Annotated in this window: 12 protein-coding genes and 1 pseudogene; 6 read left to right on the top strand and 7 right to left on the bottom strand. The window is 44.0% G+C overall.

The window, feature by feature from the left end; translation table 11 throughout:
- Positions 1 to 139: 139 nt before the first annotated feature.
- A complete protein-coding gene (gene nudC, locus LJ740_RS14590) occupies positions 140 to 952 on the bottom strand; it encodes an NAD(+) diphosphatase (protein WP_229529846.1) in 813 nt (270 codons plus the stop codon).
- A 178-nt stretch (positions 953 to 1,130) separates the two neighbouring features.
- On the opposite strand from nudC, the gene rsd reads away from it, so the two are divergent.
- Positions 1,131 to 1,595, top strand: a complete 465-nt coding sequence (gene rsd, locus LJ740_RS14585) for a sigma D regulator (protein WP_229529845.1) — start codon at positions 1,131 to 1,133, stop codon at positions 1,593 to 1,595.
- Between the two features lie 63 nt (positions 1,596 to 1,658).
- On the opposite strand, the gene rho is transcribed toward rsd, so the two are convergent.
- Entirely contained in the window at positions 1,659 to 2,924 is a 1,266-nt protein-coding gene (gene rho / locus LJ740_RS14580; protein WP_229529844.1) for a transcription termination factor Rho, read from the bottom strand.
- A gap of 257 nt (positions 2,925 to 3,181) precedes the next feature.
- Here rho and LJ740_RS14575 point away from each other — a divergent pair, with 257 nt between their 5' ends.
- Positions 3,182 to 3,667, top strand: a complete 486-nt coding sequence (locus tag LJ740_RS14575; RefSeq protein WP_229529843.1) for a GNAT family N-acetyltransferase — start codon at positions 3,182 to 3,184, stop codon at positions 3,665 to 3,667.
- An 18-nt stretch (positions 3,668 to 3,685) separates the two neighbouring features.
- Here LJ740_RS14575 and LJ740_RS14570 read toward each other — a convergent pair whose 3' ends face one another.
- The 3 genes from LJ740_RS14570 to ilvC form a co-directional block, all read right to left on the bottom strand.
- Positions 3,686 to 4,036, bottom strand: a complete 351-nt coding sequence (locus tag LJ740_RS14570; protein ID WP_229529842.1) for a hypothetical protein — start codon at positions 4,034 to 4,036, stop codon at positions 3,686 to 3,688.
- A gap of 184 nt (positions 4,037 to 4,220) precedes the next feature.
- On the bottom strand, positions 4,221 to 5,066 hold the full coding sequence (locus LJ740_RS14565) for a hypothetical protein (protein ID WP_229529841.1): 846 nt from the start codon (positions 5,064 to 5,066) through the stop codon (positions 4,221 to 4,223).
- A 241-nt stretch (positions 5,067 to 5,307) separates the two neighbouring features.
- Positions 5,308 to 6,792, bottom strand: a complete 1,485-nt coding sequence (ilvC, locus tag LJ740_RS14560; RefSeq protein WP_229529840.1) for a ketol-acid reductoisomerase — start codon at positions 6,790 to 6,792, stop codon at positions 5,308 to 5,310.
- A gap of 114 nt (positions 6,793 to 6,906) precedes the next feature.
- On the opposite strand from ilvC, the gene ilvY reads away from it, so the two are divergent.
- On the top strand, positions 6,907 to 7,764 hold the full coding sequence (gene ilvY, locus LJ740_RS14555) for an HTH-type transcriptional activator IlvY (protein WP_229529839.1): 858 nt from the start codon (positions 6,907 to 6,909) through the stop codon (positions 7,762 to 7,764).
- 3 nt (positions 7,765 to 7,767) lie between these two features.
- Here ilvY and LJ740_RS14550 read toward each other — a convergent pair.
- A pseudogene (locus LJ740_RS14550) lies at positions 7,768 to 8,418 on the bottom strand (ATP-binding protein); the annotation flags it as partial.
- 273 nt (positions 8,419 to 8,691) lie between these two features.
- Here LJ740_RS14550 and LJ740_RS14545 point away from each other — a divergent pair.
- Positions 8,692 to 10,332 (top strand): competence protein CoiA family protein, encoded by a 1,641-nt coding sequence (locus LJ740_RS14545; protein ID WP_229529837.1) that lies wholly within the window; start codon positions 8,692 to 8,694, stop codon positions 10,330 to 10,332.
- Positions 10,333 to 10,523: 191 nt separating this feature from the next.
- On the opposite strand, the gene LJ740_RS14540 is transcribed toward LJ740_RS14545, so the two are convergent.
- On the bottom strand, positions 10,524 to 10,772 hold the full coding sequence (locus tag LJ740_RS14540; RefSeq protein ID WP_229529836.1) for a hypothetical protein: 249 nt from the start codon (positions 10,770 to 10,772) through the stop codon (positions 10,524 to 10,526).
- Between the two features lie 83 nt (positions 10,773 to 10,855).
- Here LJ740_RS14540 and LJ740_RS14535 point away from each other — a divergent pair, with 83 nt between their 5' ends.
- Both LJ740_RS14535 and LJ740_RS14530 read left to right on the top strand, forming a co-directional pair.
- A complete protein-coding gene (locus LJ740_RS14535; protein ID WP_229529835.1) occupies positions 10,856 to 11,647 on the top strand; it encodes an endonuclease in 792 nt (263 codons plus the stop codon).
- 226 nt (positions 11,648 to 11,873) lie between these two features.
- A complete protein-coding gene (locus LJ740_RS14530; protein ID WP_229529834.1) occupies positions 11,874 to 13,778 on the top strand; it encodes a hypothetical protein in 1,905 nt (634 codons plus the stop codon).
- The last annotated feature ends 12 nt before the right edge of the window (positions 13,779 to 13,790 follow it).

Genomic DNA, 13,790 nt, shown 5'->3' with positions numbered 1-13,790 from the left:
TGCAGTTAACGACTTCCAAACAATTAAGAAGCCTGAATTAACAGGACCAAGACGCTAACAGAAATTAGGGCCCTTTCTCCGGAAAGGGCCTTTTTATTTTGTTCGGCGACGCATTTCTGAGGTAATTAGTTACCCCAAATTACCCGTTTCTGATTTTCTGTTCTGTGGCTGAGATCAACCGACCAGCAATAGAAAATTTGGGTGGAATATTGGGCAGTGCATCGAAATCGTAAAACTGTGCGGCGATAATTTCTTCCCCGTCGACATTAATATCACCCGAGTCGTACTCAGCTAAAAACCCACACATTAACGAATGCGGGAATGGCCAGGGCTGACTGGCAAAGTACTCCAGATTCTTCACCTTAACCCCCACTTCTTCAAACACTTCACGGTGTACAGCCTGCTCCAGTGTTTCACCACTTTCTACAAAACCCGCCAGTGTAGAATACATATCGTTTTTATGATGGGCGCCTTTGGCCAGTAATATTTGATTGCCTTTGCGTATGGCCACAATAATACAAGGCGAAATGCGTGGATAACAACGGTGATGACAAGTGTGACACTGGGTTGCCAATTCCCAGTCTACCCGACTCATCTTGTTGCCGCAGCAACCACAAAAACGGTGGGTACGCAGAAACAACGCTACCTGCCAGGCCCTGGATACCACAGAAAACAATTCACCCGGTAACTGCATCAACATGGCGCGCAGACTGAGGCTGTCTAATTCATCTGTTGCTACAAACTGTGATTCCAGATCCAGCATGTAACAGGGCAAAGAATCCACTTCACCCACCTGAATAACATCGTCCTGCCAGGCGTGAAACTCGGTCAAAGTTTGCCAACTGCCCCGGATCAACCCTGGCTGCTCTGAATACTGCAAAATATTCTCTTTGCTCACCACAATCCACCAGGCGTCTGCCACGTCGTGAAATACCGGATTTTGTTGAATCAAACTGCACTGCTCCTGTCTGTTGCCACCCCGCACCGGGAAATGTTATCAGCAGGTAGACAAACAACACTTTTGGTGGCTGAAGTTTTTGTTATACTGAAATCAGAATCAAATGGGTGCGTTAGTTGGAAATTCTATTGTCTCTGACAAGGCATCTATCATAACTCAGAAGGTATAAATCATGTTAACCCGAATTGAACAAGCGCAAGAAAAATGGGGTGGCATCCATAAACTTATCGATACCTGGCTGGAAGAGCGTAAAACCTTGCTGGTGCAATACTGTAAATTAGCGGCTTTACCGCCGTTTGAGCGAACGAGCAATGCGTTACCTGGGTACGAAGATATTGAAGCCTTCTGTGAAACATTAATGGATTATGCCTCCACCGGCCATTTTGAGCTGTACGATAAAATTCTGGGCGAGTGTGAGCAAAACGCCGATAACGAACAGTGGATCAGCGAGGTCACGGAAAAGATCAAGGCGACAACGGATACCGCTTTGTCTTTCAATGACAGCTATGCCGAGCTAAACGATGAACAGGAAATGCAGGATTTTGTGAAGAATCTGACGTTGCTGGGAGAAAAACTGGAAGAGCGTTTTGAGCTGGAAGATATGCTGCTGGATCGCATCAAAAAACCAGTGAACTAAAGCTTACTAAAAGCATAAAAAAAGGCGCTAAAACAGCGCCTTTTTTGGTATTTCTGCCGTTTATCAGCTCTTTTGACGCTTCATGGCATCAAAGAACTCATCATTGGTTTTAGTCATAGACAGCTTGCCAATGAGGAATTCCATCGCATCAATCTCTGACATTTCGTGCACGATTTTTCTCAGGATCCACATTTTCTGCAGCTCATCCTGTGAAGTCAGTAGCTCCTCGCGACGGGTACCAGAGCGGTTAAAGTCGATAGCCGGGAATACGCGTTTTTCCGCAATCTTGCGGTTCAGGTGCAATTCCATGTTACCGGTACCTTTAAACTCTTCGTAGATAACTTCATCCATTTTAGAGCCGGTATCGATCAATGCCGTTGCGATGATAGTCAGGCTGCCACCTTCTTCTACATTTCGAGCCGCACCAAAGAAACGCTTAGGCTTGTGTAGCGCGTTAGCATCAACACCACCAGTCAGTACCTTACCGGAACTTGGAATAACGGTGTTGTAGGCACGTGCCAGACGAGCAATTGAATCCAATAAAATAACCACGTCTTTCTTGTGCTCTACCAGACGCTTGGCTTTCTCAATCACCATTTCAGCCACCTGCACGTGACGGCTGGCTGGCTCATCAAAGGTAGAGGCAACCACTTCGCCCTGCACCAGGCGCTGCATTTCGGTTACTTCTTCCGGACGTTCATCAATCAGCAATACCATTAACTGGCAATCCGGGTGATTGGCAGCAATTGACTGGGCGATGTTCTGTAATAACAATGTTTTACCGGCTTTTGGCGGGGCTACAATCAGACCACGCTGACCATTACCGATAGGAGAAGCAAGATCTAACACTCGCGCGGTAATGTCTTCGGTACTACCGTTGCCACGTTCCATTCTCAGGCGTTGTTCTGCATGCAGTGGCGTCAGGTTTTCGAATAAAATTTTGTTTCTGGAATTTTCAGGTTTATCAAAGTTAACCTGGTTTATCTTCAACAGTGCAAAGTAGCGCTCACTATCCTTTGGCGGTCTGATTTTTCCTGAAATGGTATCACCAGTGCGAAGGTTAAAGCGTCTGATTTGGCTGGGAGATACATAGATATCGTCCGGTCCGGCCAAATAAGATGAGTCAGCAGAGCGCAGAAAGCCAAAACCATCTTGTAAAATTTCAAGGACACCGTCGCCAAAAATATCTTCGCCGCTTTTTGCGTGAGTTTTAAGGATCGCGAAGATGATGTCTTGTTTACGGGCGCGGGCCATGTTTTCAATGCCCATTTCTTCCGCTAAAGAGACGAGTTCATTGATGGGTTTCTTTTTCAGTTCAGTCAGGTTCATATGGAAGGATCTTTATAATTGATGTGATACGCCTCTGGCGTGTTTGCTGTTGTCTGGGTCAATTATTTTGTTTATTCTCGGATAGAAATCGTGAGTAACAAGGATGTTCAGGTGTGAACAAGATTAAAACTAGCACCAAAAATTTAATTGAACAAGTAAAAAATGCGAATTACCGAAATTAGCCACCCATCAGGCCGGATTAGCGCTAAAACAGGGGATACCAGCGGCTACAACAGGAATTAACAGGGAACACAGACATGACGTTTAACCTTATCGAAGTAGATTACAACAACCCTCATCAGGCCAGTGATTTAGTTGCTATGCTCAATCATTATGCTCAGGACCCTATGGGTGGTGGCGAACCACTGAGCGAATTTGTTCAGCAAAATCTGGCTAAATCCCTGGCACAGACTCCGGGTGCATTCTCCTTTATCATTTATATAGAAGGCAAACCCGCTGCCATGTGTAACTGCTTTACAGGGTTTTCCACCTTTGCCTGCAAACCGCTTATCAATATCCATGACTTTGTGGTGCACAGCGATTTCAGAGGGCAAGGATTAAGTAAGCATTTACTATCTGCGGTTGCAGAAAAGGCCAAAAAAGACGGCTGCTGCAAAGTGACTCTGGAAGTGTTATCCAATAACAAAGCCGCCATTCAGGCTTACAACAAATTTGGTTTTAAATTATATCAACTGGATGAAGCCGCTGGCACCGCCCAGTTTATGGAGTTGAAATTGGTTTAGCCTGCTAGTAAATGTCCCTTATTTGAAAAAAAAGCCATTTACTCTGATTGGAGAAACCTGATTTTGTAAAATTAAGACCCCAAGGTATTGCATATCATCGTTGAGACTCCACTGCTTCCAGAGCACATGAATGGTTTCTCCTCTGCGAAGAATACCCAACAACTCTTTTTGTTCACTTAAAGAAGTTAAAAAAGGGACGTGCTTCCATTGCTCTTCTACATCCCTTTTAAGCTCCGGCGTTTTTAGTTCTTCCGGAGCGTATTTGGTGAATACATCCCAATTTCTGGTATTTGAACCTTCAACAAGCTCACGATAAATGGGTTCTGCAATTTGATGTATTTCCGCATCCGATTTTGAGGTTAGATCCAAAATAGCACTCCTTAAATCACGTTTTTTAAATGGAGCAACAAAATCAGATATTCAGTCAGCTCACATGATTTTTCATACTAAGGAGCATAGCAGACTGAGGAAAATTCGAGGAAAAGTATGCCTAGCCAGTTTTTAGTCACTTATTAAGTACTCAAAAACTGGTCCAATAATCGGCATTGCTTACCTACTCATTGACACTATTAGCGACAATGACTTTTGCCATTCCGGTCAACATGTGTTCCATCCAGTCAACGCCGTACTCTAATATTGAATCGACACTCAACGCCATGTAATGCTGTCCAGCTTCTGACGCCAGGAACTCACTATAGGCCTCTAATGACGGGTCAGAAGCATCGCGAAACATATAGCTAAATGTAGCAACCATTTGCATTTCCAACATAGGCCCCAGTTGATCACGCATCATGGTAATTTGCTTGCGAAAGGTCCGTTCAAACTCCACCGGATCGCTGATGCGATTTTGGCCCAGCGCCTTATCAATTTCCACCACGCCCTTCATCATGGCAGGCATGAACTTTTCCATCATCTTGAACATCATTTCGTTCATTTCAGAAGCAGCAACCAAATCGCTAAACAACGCCATTTTACGTCGCCCTAACGCTTCTGGAGTAAAAGCCATAATATATTGCTGCATTGCCAGTGGGTCGATTTGTTGCGCCAGGATTTCCACCTGTGTGATCTCCCGACCTTCCGGACTATTTAACCAATTCAGGACTAAACGCAATTTATCGCTGTCACCCTGCTGTACAAAATGCTGTTTAACGGCGTTGAATACTTCAACTTCGTTAAAGTCATTCATAATCGTTGCCACAACATCATCCATCAGAACTTGTTTTTGCTGTGCCTCCATTGGCATCATGGCTGGCAGTTGAGACAACTGTGCAGGCATATTCATGATGGAAATTTCGATGCTGGATTGCTTCAGTACGGCATCCACCAGTGCAGCCTTATCCTGCGTAGCATTGGCGGTAGAAACGAAAAACAGTATTAGGGGTATCAGTACCTTTTTCATGTGAGCTTCCTTGATTCTTTCCGTTAGGTCAAAAAATTTTCGTCAGACTACCTGTATGACGTTCAGAAGCAAAGGCTAAAAAAATTCAGTTGCTGTAAGACATTGCCTTACGGTTTTGTCAGTCGGGGAATTTTTGCCGAACCACATAAAAAAAGCCCGGCGAAATTCACCGGGCTAACAGGGCTTTTAAAGCACCTAACGACAGAAATTGTCAACGTGGGAGACAAATCTGTTTGGGAACTTAGTTACTGGCTGCCACAATTGTTTTCATGTCAGTCATGTAACCGCGTAAGTCTGTACCAATGGTTTCAACAGGGTGATTGCGCAATGCATGGTTCGCCAGAACTAATGCTTTGTTATCAACACTGTTGGATGCACCGGAACTTTTACCGATCAGGTCGGTACCAATTTCAGGCATCAACTTCTCTCTCAGAAGTGGTACAGCTACATTCGCAAACAGATAGTTTCCATACTCTGCAGTATCCGAAATAACCACATTCATTTCGTATAAACGCTTACGGGCAATAGTGTTTGCTATTAACGGTGTCTCGTGCAGAGATTCGTAGTAAGCTGACTCTGGCAGAATTCCCGCCTCAACCATAACGTCGAAGGCCAGTTCTACACCCGTTTTGATCATGGCCACCATAAAGATGCCGTTATCAAAAAATTCTTGCTCATTGATGGTGCCATCGTATTTGGGTGCCTGCTCAAACCCGGTAGAGTTTGTTTCTTCACGCCATTTCAATAAGTTGGCATCACCATTGGCCCAGTCTTCCATCATCGTTTTGGAAAACTCACCGCACATGATGTCGTCCATGTGCTTTTCAAACAGAGGACGCAATAAACTATTTAGTTCATCGGACAAAGCTACCGCTTTCAATTTGTCGGCATTCGACAAACGGTCCAACATGTTGGTAACTCCACCGATTTTCAGTGCTTCAGTGATTGCTTCAAGGCCATACTGAACCAATGCTCCGGCATAGCCGGCATCGATGCCTTCGGCTACCATTTTATCGTAAGCCAGAATCGCAGCAGTTTGCTGCATACCGCACAGAATGGTTTGTTCACCCATCAGGTCGGATTTTACTTCCGCAACGAAAGAGGACTCCAACACGCCGGCTCTGTCTCCGCCTGTTGCAGAGGCCAGGGCTTTCGCGATATCCCAACCTTCACCTTTGGGGTCATTTTCTGGGTGAACCGCAATCAATGTCGGCACACCGAAACCACGCTTGTATTCTTCACGCACTTCTGTGCCTGGGCACTTAGGTGCACACATCACAACCGTGATGTCAGGGCGGATCTGTTGACCTTCTTCAACGATATTAAAACCGTGCGAATAGCCCAATGCTGCGCCGTCTTTCATCAGCGGCATTACGGCTTCAACCACGCTGGCGTGTTGCTTATCCGGCGTCAGGTTGTAGACCAAATCAGCCTGAGGGATCAGATCCTGATAGTTACCTACCGTAAAGCCGTTTTCAGTGGCTCTTTGATAAGATGCGCGCTTTTCGTCAATCGCTGACTGACGTAATGCATAACTCACATCCAGGCCGGAATCTCTCATATTCAGGCCCTGATTCAGACCCTGAGCACCACAACCTACGATGACGATTTTTTTACCTTTCATAAAATCACAGCCATCTGCAAATTCAGAACGGCTCATGAAACGACAACGACCTAACTGGTCTAACTGCTTACGCAAAGGCAATGAATTAAAATAATTTCCCATAACTCTTAATAATCTGTGACGATTAATCCGGGAACAACAATACGACTTTTTAGTCGTTGTGAAAAATGATATATTCGCAACATCACGTTTCATTTTTTGCAATATGGATAAGTAATGGACTTCCGGTCACTGCAAATATTCAAACATCTGGCGCAGTCCCTGCACTTTGGGAAAACCGCTGAAGCTATGTATATCAGCCCTTCCACATTATCCCGTGTGATCCAACGGCTGGAAGATGAAGTGGGTTCCAGTCTCCTTGTGCGGGATAACAGAACCGCCAAGCTCACCCCGGCGGGACAGCGTTTTTTAGTGTTTGCCGAAGAAATCACGCGCCAATGGCAAACGTTGCAAGGGGATATCAACGAACAAATGCAGGCTTTGCAGGGCGAACTCAGTCTGTTTTGTACCGTAACGGCCAGTGTCAGTCACCTGCCACCGCTGCTGGAAGGCTTTCGCGATAGTCACCCCAGAGTTGAAATCAAACTGGCCACAGGTAACCCGGGCGAGTCGGTGCAACGGGTCATGGAGCAAAGTTCCGACCTGGCCATTGCCATTCACACCCCTAACTTTCCGCAGGAACTGTATTTTCAGCACCTGGATCAGGTGCCACTGGTGATGATCACCCCCAAAAAACACCCGGCGCGCAAAATATCAGACCTGGTCTGGACTGACGAACAAATGATTTTACCGGATATCGGCCCGTCAAAACGCATAGTACATCACTGGCTCAGCGAGCAGGGTATACGACCCAGAGTATATGCCAGCGTTGGCGGTAACGAGGCCATTTTGAGTATGGTGGCACTGGGCTGTGGTATTGCCATAGTGCCGGAAATTGTGGTCCACTACTCCACCATCGCCGACAAGGTAAATATCATAGAAATCAATAACATAGAATCTTATCGCCTGGGATTATGTTGTCTGGAAAAACGCCGTGATGAGCCGGTGATAAAAGCGTTTTTTGAGCAAATTTAAGGTTCAGCGCAACAGATTGGCGATGATGCGATCCAGAGCGCGATAACCCAGCGCTTCGCTCAAATGCTGACGCTTAATGTCTTCCTGCCCCGCCAGATCGGCGATGGTTCGGGCAACTTTTAACAGGCGCTGATAGGTGCGAATAGAAAGCCGCAGTTTTTCCAGTACCATATCCAGAAATTGCTGATCGGACTCGGATAAAATGCAAAACTGTTTCACCTCGGCATTACTCAGTTCAGCATTGAGTTTTCCGGCTCTTTCATACTGCACCGCCATTGCCGTCAACACCTGTTGCCGTACCTGTTGGCTGTTTTCAACCGGTTGTGTTCGCGCCAGTTGCAGATCCTGTTTTGACAATCTCGGGACGTCTACCTGCAAATCTATGCGGTCTAAAAACGGGCCTGACACCCGGTTCAGATACTTCAATATTTGGTCAGGCGTGTGCCTGCCGTCATTCACATCGCCGGAGGGGCTGGGATTTAAGGCCGCAATCAGTTGAAAACGGGCCGGGAACACCGCTTTTTGTGCAGCTCTGGATATGGTGATTTCCCCGGCTTCCAGCGGCTCCCGCAGCACATCCAGCACCTTGCGCGGGAATTCAGTTAGTTCATCCAGGAACAAAATACCATTGTGCGCCAGACTGATCTCTCCTGGTACTGACAGTTACAACAATAAACACTAATGCACATGAATAAATTGTAATAACAGAATTAACGTGTAATAGCGGAGTCAAAAAAAGGAATCATTCGAACTTTCTAGCAGTTCGGTTCAAGAACAAATAAAGCAAGTACCTACTAATAAACAATAAATTCAAAAAAGTATTTTTGGGTAGTGATGTCTGACTGTGCGGCAGGAAAAGGAGGGATTGGGTTAAAAACAGTCTAATAGCTTGCATCAACTTTACATTTCTGGCTCTATTAACTTGTCATGACAAAATTAAAAATCCCTTATGGACTCGATAATGACAGTGGCTCTGTTCGATGGATAACCGAATTTAACCGAAATTCGAATGGACTAAAGTGTAATTGTGTTTGCCCCTCATGTAATACTGATTTAGTTGCCAATATTGGCACTAAAAAACGTTGGTATTTTTCTTACAAGCACTCGACTGAAAGACGCTGTAACGAAACCGCACTTCATAAAATTGGAAAACTGATACTGAGTCAGCTAGTAACATTTTCGTCAACATTGACACTACCGATTAAAAAACAATCTTTCGAAGACATGTTGGCAAATCCATGTCATCCGGTCGATACAATTACCCCTTTCAAACACCTTTCTTTCATCAACGCCAAATTAGAGAGCCGAATGATGGGAGACAATACAGTGCAACCAGATATTCTCGTTGATGCGAGTATAAATGGAAGCGTTCATCAGATAGCTTTCGAGATCAAGGTGCACAACGCTGTAGATAAGGATAAACACCTAAAGCTTGCAAATATTGACTTAACCACCCTGGAGTTGGACCTTTCACATTTGTTAAAAGAAGAAAGCTACACGGAATCAGCAGTAACACAAGCTCTGCTTGATCCAAAAAATCATCAGTGTGTTCATATTTCTCGTGAATGGAAGCGCGAGTTAATCAATCAAAATAACATCAACACCTCCCTCAACTTGAATGAAATCAACTCGAAAATTCTCAGAAGCTTAGAAAAAATAAATGCCAATTATAAAAACAAGCTCCTTCAACTACCGCCAGTAAAGTATGAAAAACCAGACTGTCATTGGGTGCATAGACGAATAGCAATGACGATACCCAATGACGTTATAAAAACCTCAATCGACGAATTACCCACGCCAAAAAACGACCACAACGTTGTTATTAAATCATTAAGGTGGAAACGAAATGGTAGATTTGAGTTAAGCTTCACACATAAATCGCAACTGAAAACTATACCTTTACTGGTATATCAAGTGGCACCACCAAAAAAGCAAAGAACTTTTAGTTACCTGGTTGCCGCGCCCCATTATTTCAATGATGAAATGTCATTTTTCGAAAAACTTAAATGGGGGCACAATGTTAGAACAACCAAATACAGAGCCCAATGTATTCAAAGTCTCAAAAAAACGTTTTACCGGCATACTCAAGATGCCAAAAAGTGTTTAAATCAACTGATTTATTCAAGACAGAATATAGGAGACAACATCAGAAAATCTCTGCCCGGAGATTCAATAGATTGCTTTGAGAAGTCTATAGCGTGGGCTTCAAGAATTCTTCGAAGTAGAAAATATGATTGGGACTTTTTTGTCCCTCAAATTGATCCTCTGTATGCATTTTCTGTCTCACCCAGGGCCTGGCAGTATGTGCTTTTGCGAGAAATTGCATCACATGGAATTCGTTTGGTTTACATTGAGAATTTAGACAGGACTCTCACAAATCTCGGTCTAGAAATTGCCCCCGAAATAAAAATGCATTCGGACTCATTGATTTTACTGGGTCAAAGTTATCTTTTGAATGTTCGCTATTATATCGAGCATTATATTCAAGCTTTGGTTGAAAATAATTTTCTCTATAAACAAGGGGCTGGGTATTGGGCCGCTCCGCTTAAGGAACTTAACCAGTTTTAATGGTTAATGCACATGCCTGGACTGTCTTTGCGTACATAAAACACCAAAAATACCATAGCAATTCCCCGGTGAAGCGTTTCTCTGTTTTTAGCATGTCCATAGAAGAACTCTATACTTTCGTTAAATTGTCCAGTCTTCTTCGACAAAAGCTATTCTATCTGTCAATTATGCTGTCCAAATTATAGATAGTACTATGAGAGGCTTAAGCTTTTATATAGCAGCTTTGCTGCAACAAAGGCCTCTCGCGTATCTTCCAAATCCCATTGAATAAATGTAGCGATTTTTTGAATGTGAGTATCGTCAGGAAACCTTCCTGTCTTTCGCCAATTTGACCAGTCTTGGAGTTCCTCAACTTCAACTTGTAGGCGCTCGGCCGCACTGGTAAGAGTTTCACCTTCCCCTGCCATTTTTACGTAGTTGAATATGCAATCCACATACATTTTGGTCTCTGACGATGTTGATTCTTTTTGAGAACGGGTCTATTTTTAACCTAATTTGGTTTTAAAGTACAGGGAACATGGATATGAAAAAGTTATTTTTGGCTGTTCTGATATTGCCAACCCTCTCCTTTGCGCAAAGCTGGCCCACCAGTTTTAGTCAAGCCAAAAGTAGAGCAGAAAGCGAAGTCTATTTTGACAGGCTAACCACTTTTTATTGTGGTTGCGATTTTGTCTTTGATGATACAGAAGACAGGGATGGTGACGGTAATATCAAGGAAACGATGATATACCCTCAAAATTGTGGTTATGTACCCAGAAAACCGATAACGAGTTCGGGAAAACCTAATGCAAGAGCATCCCGTATTGAATGGGAGCATATAATGCCTGCCTCTCACTTTGGTGGACAGTTGGACCAATGGCAAAATCATCAGAATTATGAAGAGTGCGAAACTAGTAGTGGAAAATCAATCGGAGGGCGTCAATGTGCAGAAAAGCTCGTACCGTGGTTCAAGAAAGCGCATGATGATATGCATAATCTGACTCCCGCAATCGGTGAGCTGAATGGTGACCGTTCGAATTATTCTTTTGGAGAAATTTCCGGAGAAAAAAGAAATTATGGAGCTTGCGATTTTGAAATTGATTTCGATAAAGACTTAGCTGAGCCTCCTGATAGCGTAAAAGGGAACATCGCAAGGGTTTATCTTTACATGTCGCAACAACACAATGAAGTTGAACTTGAACCTGACGTCTTTCAAATGATGATGTTTTGGGATCATCATGACCCCGTTGATGCCTGGGAGTGCGAGAGAGACAAAAGGATTGAAGCAAGTCAGGGAAACAGTAATCCTTTCGTTAAGAACAACTGCACTCACTAGTATTAGCCCCAATTTAACTGTAGAGATATTCTTAGCGTTGGTGTTAGGTTGTATGAGCGACTCTTGCTCCTCAACTGTGTCTGCGTGAACTGATAGCAGAAATGAAACAAAAACCCGGTGGTTAACAACGGCGTAAGTTATGTTAGAAGTGAAACTGGATACTTCCCGATTACGATTGTTTCAGGTATGTTGAAAGCCTACATCAATAGGCTGACGGAGACATCTGATGTCACAAAAGGAATTAGATAATAACGCAGATCACCAGCACAATCGGCTTAACCAGGGAGGTCCATTTAAGACTATCACACTTTTTCTGTTAGGAAGGTTAGATAGCCGAACAAAGAAAATTAGGGCTCTTAATGTTGCTGGTTTTTGGGTGGGAATTATTGGTCTTGCTTTCGCTGTTTTTACTCATTTTGATGGACAAAAAACTGCTGAAGAATCCAGTCATGATAATACGGTGATCAAGGAAGGACAGATTGCCAATGATGTTAATGCGCAGGCAAGGTCGGATGAAACGAAAATACGAGACCTACAGCACCATGAAGAAGTACTGGCATCGGACAGACTCAGTCGAGAAAAAACAGAAGAATACGGGAAGAGTACTCAGAATTCTTTGAACGAGTTGCTGGAAGATGTGGACAATATCGCCAGCAAGCTTGCGTCCAGGACTTTAGAGAGCGAGCCTGAAATTCCCGCATTATCCCTTGCGATGGATGCCATTAAAAGAAGGGATTATCCAACAGCACTGATCCGGTTGGAAGAGGCGCGCAGCAATATTACAATGGATCAAACAAAGCACTATTACCGGGCGATGGGGTTGGCATCTTCCGGAAACCTGGACAGCCATGCAGCGGTAAAATACTTTACAGCGGCGGCAGAAACGCCCGAAGGGGATTTAGTATCTGAAATACTCGCATTAGCCATAGGCTTTCAGGTAGCCCCTTTTTCCCGACTCTCTGAAATGTGGCTCAATGACGCAAAACGGATACTTAATGAGCTTCTGTCTCACATTAAAGAAAATCCTGAAGATGAAAAAGAGCTGCACCAACTATCTGTGGTATTCTCCGCAAAAATTCTCGCCCAGCTGACTGAGCCGGAAGAAGCAATCAGATACATTGAAGTTATTCAAAGAAATACGGCGATATTTGCCAATAGACATGTTGCGGGTATTGAAGGCACTCGGGCAATGCTCGCATACCAAAAGGTGCGTCTTGAAAACATCATAAATCAACGTGGAAAACCCAGCGAAGCGCAATGGAATGAGCTTCATGAAGAACACAGTTCATTTTACGCCCGGATGCAACTTGATGAAATTGAGCGTATGTGGCTGGATATTAAAAAGGATTTGCAGCGATACGCGGAGCTGACCGAAAGAAATATTCGCTATTGCGAATCACAGGCCAACAGTAATCTTGTCGTCCCGTCAGTGTCTTTTAGCACGCTTATTTCGGAAATCGTTCTCTTTGATTCATCATTAAGTGATAGTTGCCGGCGCGCGTTGCCAGACTTATATTACTCTAAGGTACGCGTTCACTGGGAAAGGGAGGAATGGGAAAAGGCCGAGGGATTATTGCAAAAAATAATCTCAATGGCAGTGCAACCCGACCATCAAGAGCGCAAGGCATGGTCACACTTTTATCTGTACAAAATCTATGGTTTGCGAGGTGATTTCGAGCAGGCAAGAGAGCAGCTGGCACTGATGAAAGATGTTTATACCAACAAGGTCACCCATTTGCTTGCACTGAATAGAATGGCCATTGAACATTTAATAGCATCATTTGACCTTTGGCGGTTAGAACAGTCTGAAGACACACCTGAAGACCTACTCATAAAAGTTGCCAATTTTATTGATGATAAATTCTTTCAGGCTTTCTTTAAAGAAAAGCGTTCGGTAATGTACTTAATGGCCTACTACCTGACCAAATCAGTCGCTTCGAACCCTGAAAATGGCCTCCTCATCGACACCAATCAACTGGAAGCATTACTGAAAGAAGCCGAAGCGGGATTGATTTACACTGAAGATGAGGTTAAAGAAAATCTGACATTTCAAACCAAAACAGCGATGCAGGATTTGGCCTTTTTCCGGGAGGTGCTATCAGGAAGACGGACAGTCAACAGTGACTCATAAATACGTCCGGAT

Origin of the sequence: Planctobacterium marinum (assembly GCF_020687805.1) — a bacterium.
GTDB classification, from domain to species: Bacteria; Pseudomonadota; Gammaproteobacteria; order Enterobacterales; family Alteromonadaceae; genus Planctobacterium; species Planctobacterium marinum.
This window is presented reverse-complemented; position numbering and strand designations above follow the sequence as displayed.

Excerpts from the sequence above, each read along its gene's own strand:
- LJ740_RS14565 (WP_229529841.1), bottom strand. The coding sequence starts at position 5,066 with ATGAAAAAGGTACTGATACCCCTAATACTGTTTTTCGTTTCTACCGCC.
- LJ740_RS14545 (WP_229529837.1), top strand. The coding sequence starts at position 8,692 with ATGACAAAATTAAAAATCCCTTATGGACTCGATAATGACAGTGGCTCT.
- ilvC (WP_229529840.1), bottom strand. The coding sequence starts at position 6,792 with ATGGGAAATTATTTTAATTCATTGCCTTTGCGTAAGCAGTTAGACCAG.
- ilvY (WP_229529839.1), top strand. The coding sequence starts at position 6,907 with ATGGACTTCCGGTCACTGCAAATATTCAAACATCTGGCGCAGTCCCTG.
- rho (WP_229529844.1), bottom strand. The coding sequence starts at position 2,924 with ATGAACCTGACTGAACTGAAAAAGAAACCCATCAATGAACTCGTCTCT.
- LJ740_RS14530 (WP_229529834.1), top strand. The coding sequence starts at position 11,874 with ATGTCACAAAAGGAATTAGATAATAACGCAGATCACCAGCACAATCGG.
- rsd (WP_229529845.1), top strand. The coding sequence starts at position 1,131 with ATGTTAACCCGAATTGAACAAGCGCAAGAAAAATGGGGTGGCATCCAT.
- LJ740_RS14535 (WP_229529835.1), top strand. The coding sequence starts at position 10,856 with ATGAAAAAGTTATTTTTGGCTGTTCTGATATTGCCAACCCTCTCCTTT.
- LJ740_RS14540 (WP_229529836.1), bottom strand. The coding sequence starts at position 10,772 with ATGTATGTGGATTGCATATTCAACTACGTAAAAATGGCAGGGGAAGGT.
- LJ740_RS14575 (WP_229529843.1), top strand. The coding sequence starts at position 3,182 with ATGACGTTTAACCTTATCGAAGTAGATTACAACAACCCTCATCAGGCC.